The 23152-nt window shown below is 73.5% G+C and carries 22 protein-coding genes; 11 read left to right on the top strand and 11 right to left on the bottom strand.

Annotated features, from left to right (window positions below):
- Positions 1-95 precede the first annotated feature (95 nt).
- A complete protein-coding gene (locus tag ABZ861_RS28865) occupies positions 96-350 on the top strand; it encodes a WhiB family transcriptional regulator (protein WP_361636085.1) in 255 nt (84 codons plus the stop codon).
- A 97-nt stretch (positions 351-447) separates the two neighbouring features.
- On the opposite strand, the gene ABZ861_RS28860 is transcribed toward ABZ861_RS28865, so the two are convergent.
- From ABZ861_RS28860 to ABZ861_RS28850, 3 genes are all read right to left on the bottom strand, one after another.
- Positions 448-1845, bottom strand: coding sequence for a M1 family metallopeptidase (locus ABZ861_RS28860; RefSeq protein WP_361636153.1), 1398 nt, complete (start codon positions 1843-1845; stop codon positions 448-450).
- Positions 1846-2119: 274 nt separating this feature from the next.
- A complete protein-coding gene (locus tag ABZ861_RS28855) occupies positions 2120-3793 on the bottom strand; it encodes an FAD-binding dehydrogenase (protein ID WP_361636082.1) in 1674 nt (557 codons plus the stop codon).
- A 49-nt stretch (positions 3794-3842) separates the two neighbouring features.
- Entirely contained in the window at positions 3843-4541 is a 699-nt protein-coding gene (locus tag ABZ861_RS28850) for a helix-turn-helix domain-containing protein (protein WP_361636079.1), read from the bottom strand.
- A gap of 238 nt (positions 4542-4779) precedes the next feature.
- Here ABZ861_RS28850 and ABZ861_RS28845 point away from each other — a divergent pair, with 238 nt between their 5' ends.
- A complete protein-coding gene (locus ABZ861_RS28845) occupies positions 4780-5526 on the top strand; it encodes an MBL fold metallo-hydrolase (protein ID WP_361636076.1) in 747 nt (248 codons plus the stop codon).
- A 99-nt stretch (positions 5527-5625) separates the two neighbouring features.
- Here ABZ861_RS28845 and ABZ861_RS28840 read toward each other — a convergent pair whose 3' ends face one another.
- Both ABZ861_RS28840 and ABZ861_RS28835 read right to left on the bottom strand, forming a co-directional pair.
- On the bottom strand, positions 5626-6498 hold the full coding sequence (locus ABZ861_RS28840; RefSeq protein ID WP_361636073.1) for a universal stress protein: 873 nt from the start codon (positions 6496-6498) through the stop codon (positions 5626-5628).
- Positions 6499-6820: 322 nt separating this feature from the next.
- The gene (locus tag ABZ861_RS28835; protein ID WP_361636070.1) at positions 6821-8626 is read right to left on the bottom strand and encodes a M4 family metallopeptidase; all 1806 of its coding nucleotides are present in this window, start codon (positions 8624-8626) and stop codon (positions 6821-6823) included.
- A 321-nt stretch (positions 8627-8947) separates the two neighbouring features.
- Between ABZ861_RS28835 and ABZ861_RS28830 the strand changes: the two genes are divergently transcribed.
- The 6 genes from ABZ861_RS28830 (at position 8948) to ABZ861_RS28805 (ending at position 15674) form a co-directional block, all read left to right on the top strand.
- The gene (locus ABZ861_RS28830) at positions 8948-10171 is read left to right on the top strand and encodes a serine hydrolase domain-containing protein (RefSeq protein WP_361636067.1); all 1224 of its coding nucleotides are present in this window, start codon (positions 8948-8950) and stop codon (positions 10169-10171) included.
- 55 nt (positions 10172-10226) lie between these two features.
- Complete coding sequence (locus ABZ861_RS28825; RefSeq protein WP_361636065.1) at positions 10227-10904, top strand: AIM24 family protein; 678 nt, start codon at positions 10227-10229, stop codon at positions 10902-10904.
- A 340-nt stretch (positions 10905-11244) separates the two neighbouring features.
- On the top strand, positions 11245-12204 hold the full coding sequence (locus ABZ861_RS28820; protein ID WP_361636063.1) for a threonine/serine dehydratase: 960 nt from the start codon (positions 11245-11247) through the stop codon (positions 12202-12204).
- A gap of 172 nt (positions 12205-12376) precedes the next feature.
- Positions 12377-14017 (top strand): serine/threonine-protein kinase, encoded by a 1641-nt coding sequence (locus ABZ861_RS28815; protein WP_361636060.1) that lies wholly within the window; start codon positions 12377-12379, stop codon positions 14015-14017.
- 37 nt (positions 14018-14054) lie between these two features.
- Positions 14055-15026 carry an LLM class F420-dependent oxidoreductase gene (locus tag ABZ861_RS28810; protein WP_361636057.1) on the top strand — a complete coding sequence of 324 codons (972 nt, stop codon included), beginning with the start codon at positions 14055-14057 and terminating at the stop codon, positions 15024-15026.
- Positions 15027-15245: 219 nt separating this feature from the next.
- Entirely contained in the window at positions 15246-15674 is a 429-nt protein-coding gene (locus ABZ861_RS28805; RefSeq protein ID WP_361636054.1) for an SsgA family sporulation/cell division regulator, read from the top strand.
- Positions 15675-15754: 80 nt separating this feature from the next.
- On the opposite strand, the gene ABZ861_RS28800 is transcribed toward ABZ861_RS28805, so the two are convergent.
- The 4 genes from ABZ861_RS28800 to ABZ861_RS28785 all read right to left on the bottom strand — a co-directional run bounded on the left by ABZ861_RS28800 (position 15755) and on the right by ABZ861_RS28785 (position 19152).
- The gene (locus ABZ861_RS28800; RefSeq protein WP_361636051.1) at positions 15755-16738 is read right to left on the bottom strand and encodes an aldo/keto reductase; all 984 of its coding nucleotides are present in this window, start codon (positions 16736-16738) and stop codon (positions 15755-15757) included.
- A gap of 116 nt (positions 16739-16854) precedes the next feature.
- On the bottom strand, positions 16855-17568 hold the full coding sequence (locus ABZ861_RS28795; protein WP_361636150.1) for a ribonuclease H: 714 nt from the start codon (positions 17566-17568) through the stop codon (positions 16855-16857).
- Between the two features lie 101 nt (positions 17569-17669).
- A complete protein-coding gene (locus ABZ861_RS28790; protein ID WP_361636048.1) occupies positions 17670-18467 on the bottom strand; it encodes a VOC family protein in 798 nt (265 codons plus the stop codon).
- Positions 18468-18669: 202 nt separating this feature from the next.
- On the bottom strand, positions 18670-19152 hold the full coding sequence (locus ABZ861_RS28785; protein ID WP_361636045.1) for a VOC family protein: 483 nt from the start codon (positions 19150-19152) through the stop codon (positions 18670-18672).
- A gap of 215 nt (positions 19153-19367) precedes the next feature.
- On the opposite strand from ABZ861_RS28785, the gene ABZ861_RS28780 reads away from it, so the two are divergent.
- Both ABZ861_RS28780 and ABZ861_RS28775 read left to right on the top strand, forming a co-directional pair.
- Positions 19368-20006, top strand: coding sequence for an ATP-dependent Clp protease proteolytic subunit (locus ABZ861_RS28780; RefSeq protein ID WP_361636042.1), 639 nt, complete (start codon positions 19368-19370; stop codon positions 20004-20006).
- A gap of 1 nt (position 20007) precedes the next feature.
- Entirely contained in the window at positions 20008-20610 is a 603-nt protein-coding gene (locus ABZ861_RS28775) for an ATP-dependent Clp protease proteolytic subunit (protein WP_361636039.1), read from the top strand.
- Between the two features lie 87 nt (positions 20611-20697).
- Here ABZ861_RS28775 and ABZ861_RS28770 read toward each other — a convergent pair whose 3' ends face one another.
- Positions 20698-21144, bottom strand: coding sequence for a helix-turn-helix transcriptional regulator (locus ABZ861_RS28770; RefSeq protein WP_361636036.1), 447 nt, complete (start codon positions 21142-21144; stop codon positions 20698-20700).
- Positions 21145-21560: 416 nt separating this feature from the next.
- Between ABZ861_RS28770 and ABZ861_RS28765 the strand changes: the two genes are divergently transcribed.
- Positions 21561-22460 carry an RNA polymerase sigma factor SigF gene (locus ABZ861_RS28765; protein WP_361636033.1) on the top strand — a complete coding sequence of 300 codons (900 nt, stop codon included), beginning with the start codon at positions 21561-21563 and terminating at the stop codon, positions 22458-22460.
- A 200-nt stretch (positions 22461-22660) separates the two neighbouring features.
- Here ABZ861_RS28765 and ABZ861_RS28760 read toward each other — a convergent pair whose 3' ends face one another.
- Entirely contained in the window at positions 22661-23116 is a 456-nt protein-coding gene (locus ABZ861_RS28760; protein WP_361636031.1) for an ATP-binding protein, read from the bottom strand.
- Between the last annotated feature and the right edge of the window lie 36 nt (positions 23117-23152).

The raw sequence follows: 23152 nt of genomic DNA, 5'->3' as shown, positions 1-23152 counted from the left end.
GGTGAAACGAAGCCGGGTAAGCCAGACGGGCGCCTCGACGACGGTGTGAGAGGCCCACGGACGCACGGACGACTTCTGATCGCAGGTGACGATTCATGGACAACTGGCGAGAATACGCCGCGTGCCGCGAGGAGGACCCCGACCTCTTCTTCCCCATCGGCTCCACGGGGCCGGCGCTGGTGCAGGCCGAGCAGGCGAAGACGGTCTGCGCGGGCTGCTCCGTCCGGGAGCAGTGCCTGGAGTGGGCGCTGAGCACGGACCAGACCGTCGGCGTCTGGGGCGGCACCAGCGAGACCGAACGGCGTGCGCTGAGGCGGCGGCGCGCGGCGGCTCGCCGCCGGATCGGCTGACGCACCGGCCCGGAGCCCCGTGCGCCGGGACGCACTGAGGCCAGCGCCGGGCCGCCGGAACACGTCCGGCGGCCCGGCGGCCGTGACGGGCCGGATGTCACGGCCTGGCAGGCTTCCCCTGGCCCAGCAGCCAGGTGTGGAACAGCGGTCGCAGGTCCTTTCCGGAGACGCGCTGCGCCAGGGCCGTGAACTGGGCGGTGTCGCCGTGCCCGTCGCGGCGGTCTGCCGCCCAGGCGCGCAGGATCCGGAAGAACGCCTGGTCGCCGACGGTCCTGCGCAGCTCGTGCAGGGTCATCGCGCCGCGGACGTAGACGGGGGTGGCGAAGATGTTCCCGCCGTTGCCGGGGTCGCCGGGCGGGAACGCCCACAGCGCGTCGCCGGCCGGGCGGGCGTAGAACTTGTCGAACTCCTTCTGGGCGCTCGCTCCGCCGTGCTGCTCGGTGTAGAGCCACTCCGCGTAGGTGGCGAAGCCCTCGTTGAGCCAGATGTCCTTCCAGGACGTGAGGGAGACGGAGTCTCCGAACCACTGGTGGGCGTTCTCGTGCACCAGGGTGGTCAGGCCGGGGGCCGAGTCGTACAGGGGCCTGCTCTGCGTCTCCAGCGCGAACCCCACGCTGGGCGCGTGGTCCACGATGGCGCCCGCGCCGCGGAAGGGGTACGGCCCGAAGATCCCGCTCTCCCACTTCAGCACGGAGGGCAGCTTCTTGAGCACCGGCGCCGCGGCGGCCGCCTCGCGCGGGTCGACCGCGTCGTAGACCTCCAGGCCGTCCGGCGTGGTGTACCGCTCGACCCGGAACGTGCCCACGGTGGCGGTGGCGAGGTAGGCGGCCATCGGCTCCGACTGGCGCCAGCGGAACGTGCTGCGGCCGTGCGCGGTGCGGCTGCCGAGGAACACGCCGTTGGCGACCGCGGTGCGCCCGGCCGGCACGGTGAGGGCGAAGTCGTAGGACGCCTTGTCCAGGGGATGGTTGTCGGCCGGGAACCAGGTCATGGCGCCCTGCGGCTCTCCGGCGACGAAGGCCCCGTCGTCGGTCGGGATCCAGCCGTCGGGCGAGCCGTCCGGGTCGGTGACCGGCGCGGGGACGCCGTGATAGGCGACGGTGACGCGGAACGCGTGGCCGGGGCGCAGGGGGGTGCGCGGGGTGACGACGAGTTCCTGGCCGTCGCGGCGGTAGCCGGCCTTGACGTGGTCGACCGTGACCCCGGTGACCGTCAGGCCCTTCAGGTCGAGGTCGAACTGGGTCAGCCGCTGGGCGGCGCGGGCGGTGAGGACCGCGGCGCCGTCGAGGCGCCGTGACCCGGGGTCGTAGGACAGGGTGAGGCCGTAGTGGCTGACGTGGTAGCCGCCGTTCCCGGCGAGCGGGAAGTAGGGGTCTCCGACCCCGGCGGCGCCGACCGTGCCGCCCCTGGCGGGAGCGGCGGCGGCCGGTCCGGCGAGTGCGGGGCCGCTCGCCGCCAGCAGCGCCGTGAGGGCGACGGGAACGGCGGCGGCCACGGCCTCGCGGCGCAGCACGGCGGTGCGTCCGGCGGAAGCGGTCCGCTCGCGGGATGGCGTCACGTGCTCTCCTTGACGGGTCGGGAAGGCGTGCGATCGCCGGCCAGCCTAGGGTCCCCCGCCGGACTGCCGGGGCTTCGACGCAAGTCCGCTGACTGGATCTGATCGCCGTCCGCCGTGCCGGACTCCGTTCAGCCCGTCCGCCGCGCCGGTCCCCTTCAGCCCGTCCGCCGTGCCGGACCCCCTTCAGCCCGTCCGCCGTGCCGGACTCCGTTCAGCCCGTCTGGTCGGCGGCCGCGCGTCCCGCGGCGCGGCCGGAGAACAGGCATCCGCCGAGGAAGGTGCCCTCCAGGGCGTTGTAGCCGTGGACGCCGCCGCCGCCGAAGCCGGCCACCTCGCCGGCGGCGTAGAGGCCGTCGACGGGCCGGCCGTGCGCGTCCAGGGCGCGGGAGTCGAGGTCGGTCTGGATGCCGCCGAGGGTCTTGCGGGTCAGGACGTGCAGCTTGACGCCGATCAGGGGCCCGGCCGCCGGGTCGAGCATCCGGTGCGGGGAGGCGACCCGGCCGAGGCGGTCGCCGAGGTAGCGGCGGGCGTTGTGGATGCCCTGGATCTGGGCGTCCTTGCTGTAGGGGTTGGCCATCTGCCGGTCGCGCGCCTCCACCTGGCGCCGTACCTCGGCGGCGTCCAGCAGCGGCTCGTCGGTGAGCTTGTTCATCTTCTCGACGAGTTCTTCGAGGGTCCCGGCGACCACGAAGTCCGCCCCGTGCCGCAGGAAGTCCCGTACGGGCCCCGGCGCGCCCCTGCCGAACAGCCGGTCGCGCAGCACCGCCTTGCCGTCCTTGGCGGTGATGTCGGGGTTCTGCTCGGAGCCCGAGAGGGCGAACTCCTTCTCGACGATCTTGCGGGTCAGCACGAACCAGGAGTGGTCGTGGCGGGCGATGTCCTCGGTGGTGCGCAGGTGCCGGAGGGTGCTCAGCGTGTCGTAGCCGGGCAGGCAGGGGTCGGGCAGCCGGCGGCCGAGGGCGTCGAGCCAGAGGGAGGACGGGCCGGGCAGGATGCGGATGCCGTGGCCGGGCCACAGGGGGCTCCAGTTCCGCACGCCCTCGGTGTAGTGCCACATGCGGTCGCGGTTGACCAGGCGCGCGCCGGCCGCCGCGCTGATGTCCAGCATCCGGCCGTCCACGTACGCCGGGACGCCCGTGATCATCCGGGCCGGGGGCGTGCCCAGCCGGTCGGGCCAGTGGCGGCGGACGATGTCGTGGTCGGCGCCGATGCCGCCGCTGGTGACGATCACGGCCTGCGCGGTGAGTGCGAACGCGCCGACCGGGTCCCGGTTGGAGGCGGCGCCGCGGGGCGCGTCGTCCGGAGCGAGCACGGCGCCGCGCACGCCGCGCACCGCGCCCGACTCGACGACCAGCTCGTCCACCCGGCGCCGATGGTGGAAGGTGAGCAGGCCGTCCTTCGCGGCCTGCCGGGCGCGGTCGGCGAAGGGCTCCACGACGCCGGTGCCGGTCCCCCAGGCGATGTGGAAGCGGGGGACGGAGTTGCCGTGGCCGTCCGCGCGCAGGTCGCCGCGCTCGGCCCAGCCCACGGTGGGCAGCAGGGTGATGCCGTGGCTCTCCAGCCAGGACCGCTTCTCCCCCGCCGCGAACGCGACGTAGGCGCGCGCCCAGCGCACCGCCCAGGAGTCCTCGTCGTCCAGCCGGTCGAACCCCGCACTGCCCCGCCAGTCGCTCCAGGCCAGGTCGAAGGAGTCCTTGACGCCCAGGCGGCGCTGCTGCGGGGAGTCGACGAGGAACAGCCCGCCGAACGACCAGTACGCCTGGCCGCCTAGGTTGGCGGCGTTCTCCTGGTCGACGAGGGCGACCGTACGGCCCCGGCTGGTCAGCTCGTGGGCCGCGACCAGCCCGGCGAGGCCGGCTCCTACGACGATGACGTCCGCGTCCATACGGGCGTGCTCCTTCCTCTGGCTTCCTCTGGCTTCCTCTGGGTTGTCGTCAGGCGGTGGGTGCGGGGCCGGCGTTGCCGTCGGTGAGCAGCGCGGTGAGCAACTGGCCGAGCCAGCGGCGGGCGCCCTCGACGTCCCTGTCCAGCAGCAGTTGGACGGTGACTCCGTCGTACGCGGCGACGACCGCGTGCGCCGCGCCGTCCGCGCCGCCGAGGGCGGCGGGCCAGGCGGCGCGGCCCGGGGTGCGGGCGAGCCGGTCGGCGACAGCGGCGCGCAGCCTCGCCCGGTGCTCCAGCAGGGTCCGGGCCACGGCGGCGTCGCGAGCGGCGTGCGCCAGGAAGTCCGTCTTGACCAGAAGCCAGTCCACGTCGAGCAGGAGCACCTCGGTGACCCGGTCGACGGCGGCGGCCACGTCGAGTTCCGGGCCGTCCAGCGCGAGGGCGCCCGCCACCTGGCCGGCGATCAGCTCGGCGCGCTCCCGGTAGAGGGCGAAGAACAGCTCGTCCAGCGCGGCGAAGTTGGAGTAGAAGGCGCCCCGGCTGTATCCGGCGGCCTCGCAGACTTCCTCGATGGAGACCTGGCCGAACCCCTTGGCCGCGAACACCCGGAAGGCCGCTTCCAGCAGGTCGGCTCGGGTCCGCGCACGCCGTCTGGTGACCCGCCCGGCAGCGCCGGGGCGGTCGGCGCGGGACCCGTCCGCTTCCGGCGCGCGTGCCGTGAGCAGTCCGTCGGCCTCCTCGGACGCCATGCGCCCACCTCCGTTCGATACGGCAATGTATCCGATACAGCGGTGTATCGAAAGGGGTCGTCCAGGTGCTGAGGCCGCGAGCGGCCGGGCGCCGGCGCGTGGACGTCCGCCCGCCGGACGGGCGCGGTGTGCCGGGCCCGCGCCGCCTTCCGGTTCCCGGTCCGGTGTACTGTGATCGTCGGGCGGTCCCTTCCCCGTGACCGCCGGGCAGTCGTCGCGGGAGCGGAGAGGGAGATCGATGCGGGCAGACGTGCGGCAGGTCGCGGACGGCGCCTATCTGGTGCACGGGAGCAGCACCAACTGGGTGATCCTCACCGAGGGCGACGCGGTCACGTTGATCGACACCGGCTATCCCGGCGATCGTGAGCTGGTGCTCGACTCACTGGCGGCGGTGGGCAGTTCGCCTCAGGCGGTGGCCGCGGTGCTGATCACCCACGCGCACAACGACCATCTGGGCTCCGCCGAGTACTTCCGCGCCGTGCACGGCGTCCCCGTCTATCTGCACGAGGCCGAAGTGCCGCACGCGCGGCGGGACTTCCTGCACCAGGTGAGCATCGGCCAGGTGCTGCGCAACGGATGGCGGCCGGGTGTGCTGCCCTGGGCGGCGCACGCGCTGCGCGTCGGCGGCGCCGCCCGTGTGCCGGTCACCGCTCCGGAGCCGTTCCCGGCGGCGGGCCCGCTCGACCTGCCGGGGCGGCCCGTGCCGGTGCACACGCCGGGCCACACGCACGGCCACGCCGCCTTCCACCTGCCGCGCGCGGGCGCGGTGGTCTCCGGGGACGCGCTGGTGAGCGGGCACCCCGTCTCGCGGGTCCGCGGCCCGCAGATGCTGCCTGCCATGTTCCACCACGAGCGCGCCCGCGCGCTGGCCTCCCTGGACGTCCTGGCACGTCTCGACGCCGACGTCCTGCTGCCCGGCCACGGGCCCGTGCACCGCGGCCCGATCGGTCAGGCGGTGCGGCGCGCCCGCGACCACGCGCTCTAGGGCTGCGACGGTACACCGAACGCTTTTGGACGTCGCCTCGTCGTGCGGCCGCGCCCGCTGCGACTCGAACGGCCGGTGTGCGCATCGCCGCCGTGCGGGTCAGGCGTGCGGGACGACCGCCACCGGGCAGCGGGCGTGGTGCAGCACTCCGTGCGCCACGGAGCCGATCCGCGCGCCGGCCGCGGTGCGGCGGGCGCGGCGGCCCACCACCACGAGCTGGGCGCATGCGGCGGCGGACAGCAGCACCTCGCCGGCGGCGCCCCTCTCCACCTGCTCCACCACGGGCGTCTCGGGGAAGCGCTCCCGCCACGGCCGCACCGCGTCGGCCAGCGCCTTCGCCTCGTACGGCTCCAGGCCGCCTGTCTCGTCGAGCAGCTTGAGCGAGCCGGGGCTGTAGGCGAAGACCGGGGGCAGCGTCCAGGCGCGCACCGCGCGGACGGCGGCGCCCCGGGCCGTGGCGGTCTCGAACGCGCACCGCAGGGCCGCGGCGCTGTCCTCCGGGCCGCCCTGCTGGCCGACCACGATCTCCCGGCCGGCGGCTTCGGCGGCCGGTTCGTCCTCGGCGCGCACCAGCACCACGGGCCGTGGCGCCTCGGCGATCACCTGCTGGCCCACGGAGCCGACCAGGAACCCGACGAGGGGGCCCTGTCCGCGTGAGCCGAGCACCAGCGCCTCGGCCTCGGCGGCCGCGGCGACCAGCGCGTCCGCGGCGGCGTCCTCCACCGCGTCGGCCGTCATCGGCAGACCGGGATGGCGCTCGGCCAGGACGCTGACGGCGTCGGCGAGGGTGTCGCGCACCCGCTCCCGCTGCGCGTCCCGGTCGCCCAGGTCGAAGTCGGCGTGCGCCTCGAAGCGCCAGGCGCGCACCACGCGCAGCGGCAGCCCGCGGCGCTCGGCCTCGCGCGCCGCCCACGCCAGCGCGGCGATGCTCTCCGCCGAACCGTCCACCCCTGCCGTGATCGGCCGCGTCATCCCTTCCGCCTCCTCACGTCGCTACCCGGTGTCGAAGTCCCAGTCTCCCCCAGGTCGGCCGTCCGATCGCGCCGGACGCCGCCCTGCCGGGCGGGGGCCCCGCGCCCGGCAGGGCCGAGGCGACCGCCCCGTCCACGGCGGACGACGGCAGGGCTGCTGAGCTGCTGAGCTGCTGAGCTGCTGAGCTGCTGGGGACGACGACCGGGGGCGCCCCGCGCCTGAGCGGCCCGGCGACGGCGACGCGTCGGCCGCTCACCCGCGCGGAGACGACGAGGGACGCCCCGCCGGCGGCGGAGCGTCCCCTGGTGCGTGCGGCAGACCGTCAGCCGCGGTCCGCCGGAGTGTTAGCGGAGGTGACGTTGACCGCGGCCCAGGCCCGGTCCACCGTCTTGTACTCGGTGCTGTTCGCGCCGTAGAGGTCCCGGGCGGCGTTCAGCGTCGCGACCCGCGCGTCGTGGAAGTCCGTCGTGGAGACCATGTAACGCGTCAGCGCCTGGTAGAAGATGGCGGTGGCCTTGGCGCGGCCGATGCCAGTCACCGACAGGTTGTGATAGGTCGGCGAGTCGTAGGAGAACCCGCCGATCTTCTTGCTGCCGCTGCCCTCGGCGAGCAGGTAGTACGCGTGCGAGGAGACACCCGAACCGGCGTGCACCTCGGTGTAGTACACCGACGGCGACCAGTAGTCGATCGTGCCCTCGAGCCGGTCGAGGGACGGGTGGTCCAGGCGGCGCAGGAACTTCTGCGCCAGGCCCAGCTTCTCGCCGATGAGGTAGTTCGGCGGGTTGCTGGGATTGTTCGCGGAGAACTCGACGTTGGAGCCGAAGATGTCGGCCAGCGACTCGTTCAGCGCCCCGGGCTCGCCGAACTGGCCCTCGTCGTTCTCGTAGGTGGGCTCCAGCTTGGCGGTGGCCTCCACCACGCCGTGGGTCAGCTCGTGGCCGGTGACGTCGAGGGCGACGAGCGGCTTCTTGAACATCTGGCCGTCGCCGTCGCCGTAGAGCATGCAGTCGCACGTCGGGTCCCAGAACGCGTTCGCGATTCTGTCGCCGAAGTGGACCATGGCCTCGGCGCCCTGGGAGTTGTTCTCGATGCCCTTGCGCCCGAAGGTCTTGGCGTAGAAGTCCAGCGTCTTGTCGACGCCGTACTGCGCGTCCACGGCGGCGCTGACGCGGCTGGAGACCGAGCCGTTGCCCCACCGGCCGTTCGTGGTGGTGACCTTCGCGCCGAGCGCGAAGTCCTCCAGCTCCTTGTTCTTCGCGTCCCGCGTCTCGGTGCCCCAGCGGGTGGGGTCCTTGAGCAGGAAGCTGGCGCCGGACGTCTGGGTGGTGGTCAGGGGGACCACGCCCAGGAACAGCGAGGAGCCGAGGCCGGTGACGGTCCGCGGGAAGGGTGCGGACGCGGCCGGGCCGAGCGTGCGGCCGCCGGACACGGCCGTCAACGGCGTGTCGCCCGTCGCCGGGTTCAGCGTCTCCCCGCGCTCGCGCAGGGTGCTGAGCAGCTTCGGCGAGAGGAACTCGTCGCTGTCGGCGGCGTTGCTGCGCACCGCGCCGGTGACCGCGTCGACGACCACCGTGCGGGCGCCGGTGTCCTCGGCGCTGGCGGCGCCGTTCACCTGCACCTGGTAGGCGAGGGCGGAGGCCCCGCCCCGGGCGTCCACCACCAGGCGGACGCTGCCCGCGTCGCCCTGGGCGGCCGAGGCCGCCTTGGCCGCCGCCTGGGCGGCCGTCAGCTTCGCCTTGGCGACGGGCTTGACCGTGTGGTCGGCCGCCCGGGTGACCCCGGTGTACGCCAGGTTCCGGTCCAGGTGGACGACGAGGTCGCCGCCGAGCACCGTCATGCCCTGGTGCGTGCGGACGAACCGGACGTGCACCGCGCCCCGGGAGTCGGTCATCACGTCCTGGGCGCGCAGTTCGTCGCCCTGGCTCACGCCGGTGGCCGACACGTGCGCGAGGGCGGCGGCGCGGGCGGCCTCGACGATCGAGGCGCCGGAGGCGCTTGAGGCGCCGGCGGACGACACGGTGCGGCCCGCCCCCGCGGCGGGGGCGGCCAGCGCCGTGCCGGCCAGACCCGTGGCGGCCGTCGTCACGACGACGGCGACCGCCACGTTGCGTATGTGGGCTTTGTGCACTCTGAGGAGTTCCTTCGTTCAAGCGGGCGCCGGATGGCCGAGCGCCGCGAAGCACGGCGCCGCGGCGCCATGGGGGCTGGTCGGGCCCCGGAACGGAACTTTTATGGATCAGTCATGGGCATGTAAAGCACGAATGATGCATTCCGTACGGCCCAGGACAATCTTTTGCCAATTCAGCGCACTGAAGTGATCAACGAGTGACCAACTGTGTGTCGATACAGAAGATGTGACCAGATGCGAGAAGGTTGCCCCGCCCGAGTGTGATCGATCTCGCACGGCGTCCGCGCCGGCGGAGGACGGCAGCGGAAGAGGAGAGCGCGCATGACCCCCCGAACGGTGTGCAGGAGCCTGGTACTCGGGTCGCTGACGCTGACCCTCGTCGCGGGCCCGGCGCAGGCGGCGCAGCGCCACCCGGACACCGGCCGCCCGGACACGGCTCGCCCGGCCCTCGCGCCCCGGAGCGGCGCGGCGCCCGCCCGGCTCCCGGCCCCCGACACCGCCGCCCTCAGCAGCCTGCTGCGCAAGGCGGTGCAGCAGGGCGCCCCGGGAGCGCTGGCGCGGATCGACGACCACGGCACGGTGCACCGGGCCACCGCGGGAGTCGACGACCGCGCGACCCGGACGGCGATGGACGCCGCCGACCGGTTCCGCATCGGCAGCGTCACCAAGACGTTCACCGCGGTGGTGCTGCTGCAACTGGCGGCCGAGGGCAAGGTGAAGCTCGACACGTCCGTCGACCGCTATCTGCCGGGACTGCTGCCGGACGCCCGGATCACGGTGCGGCACGTGCTCAGCCACCGCAGCGGGCTCTACGACTACACGCACGACCTGTTCGCCCGGACGGTGCCCGGCTTCGAGGCCGTGCGCAACAAGGTCTTCACTTACCGGCAGTTGGTGGCGCAGTCCGTCAAGCACCCGCTCACCCACAAGCCGGGCGCCGTCTACGCGTACTCCAACACCAACTTCGTGGTGGCCGGACTGCTCGTCGAGAAGCTGACCGGACACCCGGTGCGCACCGAGTACCAGAACCGCATCATCAAGCCGCTGCGGCTCACGGACACCTTCTACGTCCACCCCGCCACCGCGATCCCCGGCCGGCACACGCACGGCTATCTCACCCCCGACGACGCCCGGAGCCCCTTGGTGGACGCCACCGACCAGACGGCGTCCTGGGCGCAGAGCGCGGGCGCCCTCATCTCCTCCGCGCGTGACCTGAACGCCTTCCTGTCGGCGCTGCTCGGCGGACGGCTGCTGCCCGCCGGGCAACTGGCCCAGATGGAGCGCTGGCTGTCCTCGGGCGCCCAGCAGGCGTACGGGCTCGGACTGCGCCGCCGCGACCTGTCCTGCGGGGTGTCGGTGTACGGGCACACCGGCATCGTGCAGGGCTTCTCCACCTACGCGTTCACCAGCAAGGGCGGCCAGCGCAGCTTCACCGCGCTGGCCAACACGTCCAACAACGGGGCGACGGACCGGACGATGCTGGCGACGCTGGACTCGGCGTTCTGCGGCAAGCACGTCAAATCCCGGGTCGCGGCCGCGCGGTGAGCCGTCCCAGCCAGTGATCTTGTCAGAATGAATCACTCCGGGTCAGGATGCCCGCATGAAGGGTGACCTCTTTTCCAGCGAGCACGTGGTGCGGCCCGCGAGCGCACCGGGCCTGTCCGTCGAGAACGCCAAGTGCCTGCGGTACGCGGTGGAGGGCGAGATGCTCGCCCGGCAGGGCTCGATGGTGGCCTACCGCGGCGACCTGCGTTTCGAACGCAAGGGGCAGGGCGTGGGCGGCATGCTCAAACGCGCCGTCACCGGAGAGGGGCTGCCGCTGATGGCGGTGCTCGGGCGGGGCGACGCCTGGTTCGCGCACGAGGCGCAGAACTGCTTCGTCGTCGAGGTCGACCAAGGCGACGAGTTCACCGTCAACGGGCGCAACGTGCTGTGCTTCGACGCCTCGCTGTCGTATCGGATCAGCACGGTCAAGGGCTCGGGCGTCGCAGGCGGCGGCCTGTTCAACAGCGTCTTCACCGGACAGGGCCGGCTCGGCCTGATGTGCGAGGGGACCCCGCTGGTCATACCCGTCACCCCCGGGCAGCCGGTCTACGTCGACACGGACGCGGTGGTCGGCTGGACCGCCCGGCTGGAGACCTCGCTGCACCGCTCGCAGTCCATCGGCTCGATGCTGCGCGGCGGTTCCGGCGAGGCGGTGCAACTGGTGCTGCGCGGCGAGGGGCACGTCGTGGTCCGGCCGAGCGAAGTGACCCCCGATAAGCCCCGGCAGCACTGAGGACGTCGAGAAGCGGCGGACGGCGCGCGCGAGACAGGCGCGGCGCACCTTCGTGCCGCGGCCCGTGGAAGCGGGGCGGACGGCGCGCGCGAGGCAGGCGCGCACCGCCGCAGCCGGGCCGGTCCCGCGCGCCCGGCGCGGTCTGGTCCCGCGCGCCCGACCCGGTCTGGTCCCGCGCGCCTGGCCCGGCCCGGTCCCTTGTGCCCGGCCCTGGCCCGTCCCCGCCGCTCGTCGGCGCCCCTCGTGACCGGCGCCGATACCGTGTTGACCTGCGCCGCCTCGCCGGGTGAGGGTCGGGGCGGCGCGGTCCGTCGCCCCCGCGCCGGAAAGGTGGACCGCCGTGATCGGCATCTCGGAGATCGAAGCCGCCGCCGAGCGGATCGCCGGACACGTCGTGCGCACGCCGACCGTGCCCAGCCCCGGCCTGTCCGCGCTGCTCGGCGTCCCGGTGACCGCGAAGCTGGAACTGCTCCAGCGCACCGGCTCGTTCAAGGTGCGCGGCGCGACGGCGAAGCTCCTCTCGCTCGACGAGGCGGAACGGGCCGCCGGCGCGGTCGCCGTCAGCGGCGGCAACCACGGGATCGCCGTGGCGGTGACGGCCGCCGCCCTCGACGTGAAGGCCACGGTCGTCATGCCCCGCACGGCGCCGTCGCGGTCCGTGCGGATCGCGGAGGAGGCCGGGGCGTCGGTGCGGCTGACCGACGGCATGGACGAGGCGTTCGCGACGGCGGCCCGGCTGCACGACGAGGGGCTCACCCTGGTCCATCCCTTCGACGACCCGGTGGTCGTGGCCGGTCAGGGCACCGTCGGCCTGGAACTGGCCCAGGACGCCGGGGAAGTGACCGACGTGCTGGTGAGCGTGGGGGGCGGCGGGTTGATCTCCGGCGTCGCCGCCGCGCTGCGCGCGCTGCGGCCCGGCGTGCGGGTCTGGGGCGTGGAGACCGAGGGCGCCGAGGCGATGTCGCGTGCGCTGGCCGCCGGAGGTCCGCTTCCGGTCGCCGTCTCCTCGCTCGCGACGACACTGGCCGCCCCGGCGGTCGCACGACTGACGTATGACCATGTGTCCGCCCTGGTGGAGGACGTGCTCGTGGTGTCCGACCGGGACGCCGTGCGGGGGTGTCTGGAGCTGGCCGAGCACGCGAAGGTGTGGACCGAGCCCGCCGCCGGCTGTCTCCTCCCGGCGGCCCGGCTGGTCCGGGAGCGGGTCGGCGACGGGGCCCGGCTCGGCCTGGTGGTGTGCGGAGGCAACGCGGCGGTCGCCGACGTCCTGTCCTGGGCGGACCGGTTCGCCCTGCGCTGACCGGATCGCGCTGACCGGATCGCGCGGAGAGGGCCGCGCTGGACGGCGCCGACTGGCCGGAACCGGTCCGGTCCGCGCGTCCGCGCGCGGCGATCCGGGCCGCCCGTTGAACGCAACCCGCCCCCGCCGCCGTACCTCTGGGAAAGGCGGAAGCCGGGGGGTGCAGCGAGACATGGCCATGGTCAGGGCGCAGCCGTCCGCACACGAGCTGGTCGCCGGGCGGTACCGGCCGCTGCGGGTCGTCCACTGCGACACGAACCTGCTGCGCTGGTACGGCGAGGACGTCGTAGGCCGGCGTCCTCGCCTGCTGACGCGGATCGGGCTCCCGGCCGACGCCGCCGCGCCGGCCGCCGCCCGGCTGATCGCCGACCGCGTCCTGCGCACCCCCGAGACGGTGGGACGGCTGCGGCCGGGCCGGGTCGCCGCGCTAGTCGACGCCGTGACCGAGGACGGCGCGCTGTGGACGGTCAGCGAGTGGATCGACGCTCCGTCCCTGGCCGAACTGATCGCCGAAGACGGCCCGTTGACGTGCGCTCGGACGGCGCGGATCGGCCTGGAGCTGCTGGACGTGCTGGACGCCGCCCACGCGGAAGGCGTCACCCACGGCGAACTGGGTCCCGCGCAGGTGTTCGTGCCGGATCGGGGCGGCCTCGTGGTGAGCGGCTTCGGTCTCGCGGGCGCCACCCTCGCCCCGCGCCTCACCGCGCCGTCGTTCGCCTCCCCCGAGCAGGCCCGCGACGAGCGCGTCGGACCGGCCGCCGACCTGTGGGCGCTCGGCGCACTGCTGTACGCCATGGTCGAGGGGCGCCCGCCGTTCAGCGACCGGGGCCGCGCCGAGGCGACGCTGAGGGCCGTGGACCGGCTGCCGCTGCGCGCGCCGGTGCGGTGCGGGCCGCTCGCCCCGGCCGTGGAGGGGCTGCTGCGCAAGGACTCGCTGGAGCGGATGGCCCGTGCCGCGGTCCGGGACACGCTCCTCCAGGCCCTGGCCGACGAGGCCGACGACCCCGGCGCGTCAGGCCCGGACGTCCCGTGGTCCCGACTGCGCCCGGCGCGCGCGTCGGGCCGCGCGGCGCCCCGGCGGACGGGGCGCGCCGGCGGCGGACGGGTCCGGGCGGCAGTCGGGGCCGTGGCGGTGATCGCCGTCGTGGCCGGGGCCGTCGCCCTGGCCGCGACCCGTCAGCACCATGGCCCCGGCGCCGTCGCCACCGGGGCCGCCACTGCCGCGCGGCCCTCGGCGCCGCCCAGGATCCCGACGGCGGGCGACGCTCCCCCGGCCCCTTCCACCCCGTCCACCGGTTCTTCTCCTTCAGGCTCCCCCTCTTCCGGTACGCGGGCGCCCACCGCCTCGCCGACCGGTTTCCGCCTCTACCGCGCCTCCGAGGGCTTCTCGGTCGCGCTGCCCGTCGGCTGGCGACGGCTGCGCACCACGCGTGCGGCCGGTCCGTCGTACCGCGTCGTCTTCGGGGCGAGCGGCGACGCGCGGACGCTGGCGGTCACCCACAGCGAGCACCTCGGCCCGGACCCGGTCGCGATCTGGCGGGACGACGTGCAGCCCGCCCTGGAGCGGCAGGGGTCGTTCCAGCGGATCGGCGACATCCGCGCGACGACCTACCTGGGCCGCCCGGCCGCCGACATGGAGTGGCTGTCGACCGACGGGGACGTGCGTGTGCGCACCTTCGGGCGGGGCGTCCTGCTGGGCGGCGGGAGCGGCTTCTCGCTGCGCTGGGCGGCTCCGGCCGACGCCTTCGGCGCCGCGGCGAACCGGCGTGCGCTGGACGCCGTCCTCCGCGGTTTCCGCCCGCCCCCCGGCTGATCCGTTTTCGCGCACGCGAGCCGGGGACTCGGCGCGCATGGTGCAGATCGGATACACGATGATGACGGAGCAGGCCGGGCCGCGCGAACTGGTCGGCCACGTGGTGCGCGCCGAGGAGGTCGGCTACGACTTCTCCGTGACCTCCGACCACTACTCCCCGTGGCTGCGCTCGCAGGGACACTCGCCCTACGCCTGGAGCGTCCTCGGGGCGGCCGCGCAGGCGACCTCGCGCATCCCGCTGATGACCTACGTGACCTGCCCGAGCTTCCGCTACCACCCGGCCGTCGTGGCGCAGAAGGCGGCCACGATGCAGTTGCTGTCCGAGGGCCGGTTCCGGCTGGGCCTGGGATCGGGCGAGAACCTCAACGAGCACGTGGTGGGGGGCGGCTGGCCCGCCGTCGACGTCCGCCACGAACGGCTGGAGGAGGCCGTCGAGATCATCCGCGCGCTGTTCGACGGCGGCCTGGTCACCTATCACGGCACGCACTTCGACGTGGAGTCGGCACGGCTGTGGGATCTGCCGGACCAGCCGCCGCCCCTCGGGGTCGCCGTCTCCGGCGAACGGTCCTGCACCCTCGCCGGGCACCTGGCCGACCTGGTCATCGCCACCGAGCCCGAGGCCGGGCTGCTGGACGCCTTCGACCGGCACGGCGGCCAGGGCAAGCCCCGGGTGGGCCAACTCCCGGTCTGCTACGACGCCGACCGGGACGCGGCGGTGACGCGGGCGCACGCGCAGTTCCGCTGGTTCGGCGGCGGCTGGAACGTCAACGCCGAACTGCCGGGCCCGCATTCGTTCGCGTCGGCCACCCAGTACGTCACCCCGGACGACGTCGCCGCGTCCATCCCGTGCGGCGACGACCCCGCCGCCTTCGTCGAAGCCGTACGCCCCTACGCGGACGCCGGGTTCACCGAGGTGGCGCTGGTGCAGATCGGCGGCGACCAGCAGGACGCGTTCCTCAACTGGTCCGCGAAGACCCTGCTGCCCGCACTGCGCGACGCCTTCGGCTGACGGCGCTCCGTGGCACTCCACGGCATTCCACGGCGCCGGAGGGCCGGATCACGGAGCGCTGGATTCCGGGGCGCCGGAGGGCCGGATCGCAGGGCGACCGCAGGCCGGCGGCCAGTTTCACCCGGTCGCAGGAGCATTGCACGAGAGCGGGGGTATTAGGGGCCCGTCGCGGCATCTCTCATCAGCGACGTCCTCCTGTCCTCGAAAGGGCGCCTGTCTGTGAAGCCTCACGTGCGCAAAACCCTCGTCGTGCAGTTGCAGGCGGGCGGAGGCACAGATCGTTTTCCCGTGCTGGCGCACTTCGCTTACGACGCCGACGATCCGTTCGCCGTCACCGCCGTCTTCAGTCACGACGGCCGGGTGCTCGCCCGCTGGACGCTGGACCGGGAGATGCTGGGCGAGGGACTGATGCACGCGGTGGGCGTCGGAGACGTGCGGTTCCACCCGGCGTCCACCGGGCCCTGGGATGAGCTGTGCATGGAGTTCTACGGCGACGCCCACCCGGACGGCGGGCGTCACCACGCGGCGGTGTTCGTCTGGGCGTCCGCCGTCGCGGCCTTCCTCCAGGAGAGCTACCGCGTGGTGACGCCGGGCACGGAGGAGATCGGCGTCGACGACTTCCTCGCCGACGTGATCACGCGAGGCTGAGCGGGACGCCGGGTGACCGCAGCGGGGCTGCGGCTGCGGTGGAGGCGGCGGCCGTGAGCGCCGCCCGGAGGCCGGGGGGCCTACCAGCGAGCGGCCACCTGGTCCTTGATCCGGCGCTCGTACAGGTCGCGCACCGCGGCCAGCGTCTCGTCGGTCAGCGGGGGCAACTTGCCGGCCTCCGCGTTGGCACGGGCCTGCTCCGGGCTGCGGGCGCCGGGGATGACGCTGGTGACGCCGGGCTGCTGGACGATCCAGCGCAGCGCCAGTTGGGCCGGCGTCCAGCCCTCGGGAGCGAGGGCGGCGAACTCGGCGGCGGCCGAGACGCCCGTGCCGTAGTCGACCCCGGAGAAGGTCTCGCCCTGGTCGAAGGCCTCGCCGTGGCGGTTGAAGGTGCGGTGGTCGTTGGCCGGGAAGACGGTGTCCGCGGTGTACTTGCCCGACAGCAGCCCGGAGGCGAGCGGGACGCGCGCGATGACGCCGACGCCCGCCTCGCGCGCCGCGGGCAGCACCTCGTCCAGCGGCTTCATGCGGAACGGGTTGAGGATGATCTGCACGCTGGCCACGTGCGGGCGGGCGAGGGCGGTCAGCGCCTCGGCGCACGTCTCGACGCTGACGCCGTAGGCGGCGATCCGCTCCTCCTCGACGAGGGTGTCCAGCGCGTCGAACACCGCGTCGCTGGAGTACACCGCCGTGGGCGGGCAGTGGAGCTGCACCAGGTCGACGCGGTCGACGCCGAGGTTGCGGCGGGAGCGGTCGTTCCAGTCGCGGAACGCGCTCAGGACGTAGTTCTCCGGGACCTGCTCGACGCGGCGGCCCATCTTGGTCGCGACCAGCACATGCAGGTCCGGGCGGGAGCGCAGGAAGGTGGCGATGGTCTCCTCGCTGCGCCCGTCGCCGTAGACGTCGGCCGTGTCGAAGAAGGTCACCCCCGACTCGGCCGCCGCCTCCAGCACGGAGAGGGCCTGCTTGTCGTCCACGTCGCCCCAGTCGGCGCCGAGCTGCCAGGTGCCGAGTCCGACCACCGAGGCGTGCTGCTGCGACCTGCCGAATTCACGTTCGTCCATGCGGTCAGTCTGTCATTCGCCGCGGGCGGGCGCGGAGTCGGTCGCCGTGGGAGTCGCTGGTGCTGTGACCGGAGAGGTTCACCGGCTCGCGCTGGTGGACCTCTCCGGTGACAGCGCTAGCCGGCCGCGGCCGTCCGGCACTCCGGGTGGCCCCAGCCCTGGTCGTTCTTGGCGATGGACTCGCCCGCCGCGTAGGACCGGCCGCACATGCAGCGGCCCGGGAACTTCGCCTTGATGGTGCGGGCCGAGGCGCCCGCCGCGCCGGTGCGGGCGCCGGTCTTCCCGGTTCCGTTCGCGCTGCGGCGCGGACCGGCGGACGCGGCGACGGGCGCGGGCGGCGGCGCCGGGGAGCCGAGGGCGCTGCCCGCCGCCTGCTGGGCGCTCGCCGCCTGGCTGGCGGCCCGGTCCGCGAAGTCGTTCAGCGGGTCGCCGTCGACCTGGTGGGCCGGGACGTAGCGGAAGTCGACGCTGCGGCCGTCGAGCAGCTCGTCGATCCGCACCACCAGCTCCTGGTTGGCGACCGGCTTGCCCGCGGCGGTCTTCCAGCCGTTGCGTTTCCAGCCGGGCAGCCAGGTGGTGACGGCCTTCATCGCGTACTGCGAGTCCATCCGGACCTCAAGCGGCACACCGGGGTCGGTCGCCGCCAGCAGCCGCTCCAGCGCGGTGAGTTCGGCGACGTTGTTGGTGGCCTTGCCGAGCGGGCCGGCCTCCCAGCGGTTCGCGGACTCGGCGTCGTCGGAGACCACCCAGGCCCAGCCCGCGGGTCCCGGATTCCCCTTCGAGGCCCCGTCGCACGCGGCCACCACTCGTTCGCGCATGGCCTCGATCATGCCACGCCAGGACGAGACCCCGCGCCACGCCAGGACGAGACCCTGCGCCACGCACGGACGGGGCCCCGCGAGCCGGTGAGGCTTTCCGGTCACCGCACCAGTCAGGCCACCTCCGTGGTGGTCGGCCTCTCGCCCTTGGCCGCGGTGACGTCGATCACGGTGAAGACCGCGCCCTGCGGATCGGTGAGCGCCGCCAAACGGCCGAACGGGCTGTCCATCGGGCCGTGCCGCAGCACACCGCCGTGCGCCGTCGCGGCGGCCACCGCGGCGTCGCAGTCGGGGACCGTGAAGTACACGTTGATGTGCGAGGGCGCCTCGGACGGGAAGTCGTCCGTCATCCGCATGCGACCGAGGACCGGCTCCGAGCCGAGGTCGAACATGCGGTAGTCGATGCGGTCGTCCTCCATCCGCTGCACGTGGTAGCCGAAGACGGCGCTGAGGAAGTCGTCCGCCGCGCCGGGCTCGCGGGTGTAGACCTCGGCCCAGCAGTAGGCGCCGGGCGTCCCGGTCGACTGGAAGCCCTGGTGGGTCCCCGCCTCCCACACACCGAACACGGCGCCGCTGGGCTCGCGGGCCACGCACATGGCGCCGAGGTCCCCGATCCGCGTCGGCTCCACCAGCACCTCGCCGCCGTGCTCGCGGATCCGGGCGGCGGTGGCCGCCGCGTCGGGCGAGGCGAAGTACAGGCGCCACTGCGACGCCGCCTCCTGGCCGGGCATCGGCGGGACCACGGCCGCGACCGCCTTGCCGTCCACGGACGCCTCGCTGTAGTCGCCGAACTCGGGCGACGGATCGCCGAAGGTCCAGCCGAGGACCTCGCCGTAGAAACTCTTGGCCGCCTCCACGTCGCCGAACATCGCGTCGGCCCAGCAAGGGGTTCCCTCGGGTTGTGCCGCCATGACCGCAGTCCTTCCGGTGTGCTGTGCGAGTGCTCTGAGTTGTGTGCTGTGCGTTGTGTGCTTTGCGTTCTGTGATCTGAGTTCTGTGATCTGAGTTCTGTGATCTGAGTTCTGTGCTGTGCCTCTGTGCCGAAGCTCGGCGCGCCCTGTGCGCGCCTGTGCGCCTGCGCGCTCGGCGGTCCGCGCGGCGTGCGGCCGCGGGCTACTCCCCCGCGTACGCCTTCCGCAGCTCGGCGATGTCCAGCTTGCCCATCGCCATCATCGCCTGGGTGGCGCGACCCGCCTTCTCGCCGTCCGGGTCGCTGATCATCTCGATCAGCGCGTCCGGGACGACCTGCCAGGAGACGCCGTACTTGTCCTTGAGCCAGCCGCAGGGGCCGGGCTGCCCGCCGTCCTCGGTGAGCTTGGCCCAGTAGTGGTCGACCTCCGCCTGGTCCGCGCAGTGGATCTGGAAGGAGACCGCCTCGTTGAACTGGAACTGCGGTCCGCCGTTCAGCGCGACGAACCGCTGGCCGTTGGCCGTGAACTCCACGACGACCACCGAACCGGCCGGCCCCGGACCCGCCTCGTGGGAGCGGGTGACGCGGCCGACGCCGGAGTCCTTGAAGACCGACACGTAGTAGTGCGCCGCCTCCTCGGCCTGGCCGTCGAACCAGAGGCAGGTGGTGAATCCTTCGGTGGCCATGGGTTCCTCCTGGGCATAGGACGCGGTCACCGAATATGACCGCTCGCGGCCCGGGAAATCATCGCCCGGAGCGGAGAGAACCCGAATGGCCCTCCCCTGATGGGCCGCCCCTGTCTGCCCGTGGCGAATCTGCCACCGGCAGAGAAGGCGTTCGGGAGGGCCGCCGCCGGTCGACAGTGAAGGGGACGGCGACCGCGCGACGACAAGGAGATGCGATGACACCGCTCGCCACGGGTTCGCCCCGGGCCCAGGAGGCCGAGACCCCGCCCAGCCGCTTCGACGACCACCTGGCGGCCCGACTGCTCGCCCAGCGCATCGTGTTCCTGGGCACCCAGGTGGACGAGACGTCGGCCAACCGTGTGTGCGCGCAACTGCTCCTGCTGTCCGCCGAGGACCCGCGCACCGACATCGGCCTGTACATCAACAGCCCCGGCGGGTCCGTCACCGCCGGACTCGCCATCTACGACACGATGCGGCTCATCCCGAACGACGTCTCCACGCTGGCCATGGGATTCGCGGCGAGCATGGGCCAGTTCCTGCTCACCGTGGGCGCCCGCGGCAAGCGGCTCGCGCTGCCGCACGCGCGGGTCATGATGCACCAGCCGTCGGCCGGGATCGGCGGCAGCACCGCGGACATCGAGATCCAGGCGGAGAACCTGGAGCACACCAAGCGGACCATCGAGCGGCTGACCGCCGAGCACACCGGGCAGAGCGAGGAGACGATCGCGCGGGACGGGGACCGGGACCGCTGGTTCACCGCCGAACAGGCCAGGGAGTACGGGATGGTAGACCGGGTGGTGGAGTCGCTGGCCGACGTCCGCCCGGAGACCTCCCGTCGACGGATGGGGCTGTGACATGGGGTCCTACACGGTTCCGTACGTGATCGAGCGGACCGCCCAGGGCGAGCGGTCCTACGACGTGTTCAGCAGGCTGCTGAACGAGCGGATCGTCTTCCTCGGCACGGAGATCGACGACGGCGTCGCCAACGTCGTCATCGCGCAGCTCCTCCACCTGGAGTCCGCGAACCCCGAGCAGGAGATCGCGATCTACCTCAACTCACCCGGCGGCTCGTTCACTTCGCTGATGGCGATCTACGACACGATGACCTTCGTGCGGGCGCCCGTCTCCACGTTCTGCGTCGGGCAGGCGGCCTCCACGGCCGCGGTGCTGCTGGCGGGCGGGGACCCGGGCCACCGGTTCGTTCTGGACCACGCGCGGGTGCTGCTGGGGCAGCCGGCCAGCGGCAGCCGGCAGGGCACGGTCTCCGATCTCGCCCTCCAGGCCCGGGAGATGGTCCGGATCCGCTCCCAGGTGGAGGAGGTGCTGTCCCGGCACACCGGGCACGACCCCGCCTCGCTGCGCGCCGACATGGACCGGGAGAAGGTGTTCACCGCCCAGGAGGCGGTGGCCTACGGCCTCGCCGACGAGGTGCTGAGCCGGCGCCTGGCGACGGTGTAGCGCTGTGGCCGGAAAGACTGACCGGCTCGCCTTCCGGCCACAGCACCAGACGCACCGCCTGGGCCGGCCAGGGGGGCGGCCCAGGCGTCAGGCGGCCAAGCACAGCCCGTCGACGCGGGAGGAGGTCGCGCCGCGGCCGCGGACCGGAGTCCGGGCGGTCACCGCGCGGACCGGGGTCCGGGCGGTCACCCGGACCAGTTCGCCGTGCGCCAGCGACAGCAGGTCGGCCAGGCCGAGCCCGAGCGCCTGGGCGGCGGCCGCGAGCACCTCCGACGACGCTTCCTTGCGGCCCCGCTCGATCTCCGACAGATACGGCAGGGAGATCCGCGCGGCGTCGGCGACGTCCTGGAGCGTGCGCTCCTGCGCGCGCCGCTCACGGCGCAGGACGTCGCCCACGAGGTCGCGCCACAGGGGTTCGCGGGGAGCGGCCGGCCCGGCCGGGCGGGCGGACTCCGGACGCGGGCCGGGCGAACGCGGCGGACCGGGCGGACGCGGCGGAAGAACGCGGGCGGGGTGCGGCGCTTGGTTGCTCACCCCCTCAGACTAGGAGGCGAGGACGCGCGCGGAAGGGCCCGGCATTTCGCCCTGCGTGAATTCCCGCTGCGCAGAGGGGCGGTGAGCGGCGAGGGCAACGCCGGGCGGCCGGAAGGGCATTCGACGGACGAGCCGGGAGAAGACGGTGGTGCACGACGACGCCCCTGTGACGTCCGGACCTTGACCCGGCCGCCTCCACCCGTCGATTTTCCGCCGCTCTGCCTCGCGGCGGGCATGCCCGGGGTGACCGCGGGTAGGCGCACTGCACGGTGCCGCGTCGGCCGCCCGACGACATGGACGGCGTAGGTTCCGCTTCCCCGGGTATGCGGGGGGTCGCGCAGCCGGTCAGCGGTCGGCGGCGCGGAGGGGCACAGCCGACGAGGCAGAGGTCAACCGTGATTTTCGTGGGAGGGGCAATGGAAACCGCCGACACCGTCACCGCCGTCATCCGGTCCGAAGCGACGGCCGAGGCGTCCGTGAAGGGCCGCACGGACGGCACGGCGCTGCCGGCCGTCGCGGACCCGCGGACGATCGCCCCACGCGACGCGCGCGAGTTGTCCCGCCACTTCTTCCGGCGCCTGGTGGAGCTGGAGGAGGGCACGCACGAGTACCAGTACGCGCGCAACACCCTGATCGAGATGAACATGTCGCTGGTGCGGTTCGCGGCCGGGCGGTTCCGCAACCGCGGCGACGACATGGAGGACATCGTCCAGACCGGGATGATAGGGCTGATCAAGGCCATCGACCGGTTCGAGCTGTCCCGCGAGGTCGAGTTCACCTCCTTCGCGCTGCCGTACATCGTCGGCGAGATCAAGCGGTTCTTCCGGGACACCACCTGGGCGGTGCACGTGCCGCGGCGGCTCCAGGAGCTGCGCGTGGAGCTGGCGAGGGCGCGCGAGGAGCTGGCCAGCCGGCTGGACCGGGAGCCGACGGTCGCCGAGCTGGCCACCCTGATGAACCTGTCCGAGAGGGAGGTCGTCGAGGGCCAGATCGCCTCCAACGGCTACAACTCCGCCTCGCTGGACGCCGCCCTCACCGGCGACGGTCCGGACGACGGCGAGGCGGTGCTCGCCGACTTCATCGGCGTGGAGGAGGAGGGCCTGCGGCTCGTCGAGGACTTCCACGCGCTGGCGCCCCTGCTGGCCGGACTCGGCGACCGCGACCGCGAGATCATCCACCTGCGCTTCGTGGAAGAGGCCACCCAGGCGGAGATCGGCGAACGGCTCGGCTGCTCGCAGATGCACGTCTCCCGCCTGATCAAGCGGATCATCACCCAGCTCCGCCAGGGCATGCTGGGCGAGCTGGGCTGCGCCTGACGGCCTGATGCTGCGGTGCTGCGTCCGGGAAGGCTCACCGGCTCACGACGCCGAACCCTTCCGGACGCAGCACCGGAGAACGCGACGCTCTGGAGATCCCGGGACGACCCAGCGGCCCGGGAGATCCGGGACGATCAGAGAGCGACCAGAGACCCAGCGACCACAGACCCGGGGACCGGCGGACACCGCTGGTCCCCGGGTCAGTCGTGATCGAGGGTCATCAGTGCGCGCACCCGCTTGCCCACGGGCACGCGCTCCGCGGTGACCTCGGCCGCCAGCGCGTGCACGATCTCCAGGCCGTGCCGGCCGATGCGCTCCGGGTCCCGCGGGTAGCGGCGCGGCAGCGCGACGCTGCTGTCGTACACACAGACGCTCACCGTGGCGCCCGTGCCCTCCAGCTCCAGGATGTACGGCCCCTCGCTGTGCCGGTCGGCGTTGGTGACCAGCTCGCTCACCACCAGAAGCAGGGCCTCGCCCGAGCGGCTGCCGACGACGGCGCACCATTCTTTCTTGAGCTGGTCGAGGAAGTGCGCGGCGAAGGTGCGCGCGTCGGCTATGCAGCCGGGTTCCCCCGTGAAGTGCGTCGCCCGCCGCAGCGGTTCCACGGGAACGTCGAAACCAGTAGGTATCACTGCCCCGTCCGGGTGCTCGATCATGCGTTTCTCTCTCGAAAGCCGGTCCGACCGGACGCT

Origin of the sequence: Streptomyces sp. NPDC046985 (genome assembly GCF_040644415.1) — a bacterium.
Lineage (GTDB): Bacteria > Actinomycetota > Actinomycetes > Streptomycetales > Streptomycetaceae > Streptomyces.
The sequence above is the reverse complement of the archived record's forward strand: the minus strand, read 5'-3'. Positions and strand labels throughout refer to the sequence as shown.

What these genes read in the sequence shown, in the direction of transcription:
- ABZ861_RS28865 (WP_361636085.1), top strand. Translation starts at nt 96, where the DNA reads ATGGACAACTGGCGAGAATACGCCGCGTGCCGCGAGGAGGACCCCGAC.
- ABZ861_RS28855 (WP_361636082.1), bottom strand. Translation starts at nt 3,793, where the DNA reads ATGGACGCGGACGTCATCGTCGTAGGAGCCGGCCTCGCCGGGCTGGTC.
- ABZ861_RS28850 (WP_361636079.1), bottom strand. Translation starts at nt 4,541, where the DNA reads ATGGCGTCCGAGGAGGCCGACGGACTGCTCACGGCACGCGCGCCGGAA.
- ABZ861_RS28845 (WP_361636076.1), top strand. Translation starts at nt 4,780, where the DNA reads ATGCGGGCAGACGTGCGGCAGGTCGCGGACGGCGCCTATCTGGTGCAC.
- ABZ861_RS28840 (WP_361636073.1), bottom strand. Translation starts at nt 6,498, where the DNA reads ATGACGCGGCCGATCACGGCAGGGGTGGACGGTTCGGCGGAGAGCATC.
- ABZ861_RS28830 (WP_361636067.1), top strand. Translation starts at nt 8,948, where the DNA reads ATGACCCCCCGAACGGTGTGCAGGAGCCTGGTACTCGGGTCGCTGACG.
- ABZ861_RS28825 (WP_361636065.1), top strand. Translation starts at nt 10,227, where the DNA reads ATGAAGGGTGACCTCTTTTCCAGCGAGCACGTGGTGCGGCCCGCGAGC.
- ABZ861_RS28815 (WP_361636060.1), top strand. Translation starts at nt 12,377, where the DNA reads ATGGCCATGGTCAGGGCGCAGCCGTCCGCACACGAGCTGGTCGCCGGG.
- ABZ861_RS28810 (WP_361636057.1), top strand. Translation starts at nt 14,055, where the DNA reads ATGGTGCAGATCGGATACACGATGATGACGGAGCAGGCCGGGCCGCGC.
- ABZ861_RS28800 (WP_361636051.1), bottom strand. Translation starts at nt 16,738, where the DNA reads ATGGACGAACGTGAATTCGGCAGGTCGCAGCAGCACGCCTCGGTGGTC.
- ABZ861_RS28795 (WP_361636150.1), bottom strand. Translation starts at nt 17,568, where the DNA reads ATGATCGAGGCCATGCGCGAACGAGTGGTGGCCGCGTGCGACGGGGCC.
- ABZ861_RS28790 (WP_361636048.1), bottom strand. Translation starts at nt 18,467, where the DNA reads ATGGCGGCACAACCCGAGGGAACCCCTTGCTGGGCCGACGCGATGTTC.
- ABZ861_RS28785 (WP_361636045.1), bottom strand. Translation starts at nt 19,152, where the DNA reads ATGGCCACCGAAGGATTCACCACCTGCCTCTGGTTCGACGGCCAGGCC.
- ABZ861_RS28780 (WP_361636042.1), top strand. Translation starts at nt 19,368, where the DNA reads ATGACACCGCTCGCCACGGGTTCGCCCCGGGCCCAGGAGGCCGAGACC.
- ABZ861_RS28775 (WP_361636039.1), top strand. Translation starts at nt 20,008, where the DNA reads ATGGGGTCCTACACGGTTCCGTACGTGATCGAGCGGACCGCCCAGGGC.
- ABZ861_RS28765 (WP_361636033.1), top strand. Translation starts at nt 21,561, where the DNA reads ATGGAAACCGCCGACACCGTCACCGCCGTCATCCGGTCCGAAGCGACG.
- ABZ861_RS28760 (WP_361636031.1), bottom strand. Translation starts at nt 23,116, where the DNA reads ATGATCGAGCACCCGGACGGGGCAGTGATACCTACTGGTTTCGACGTT.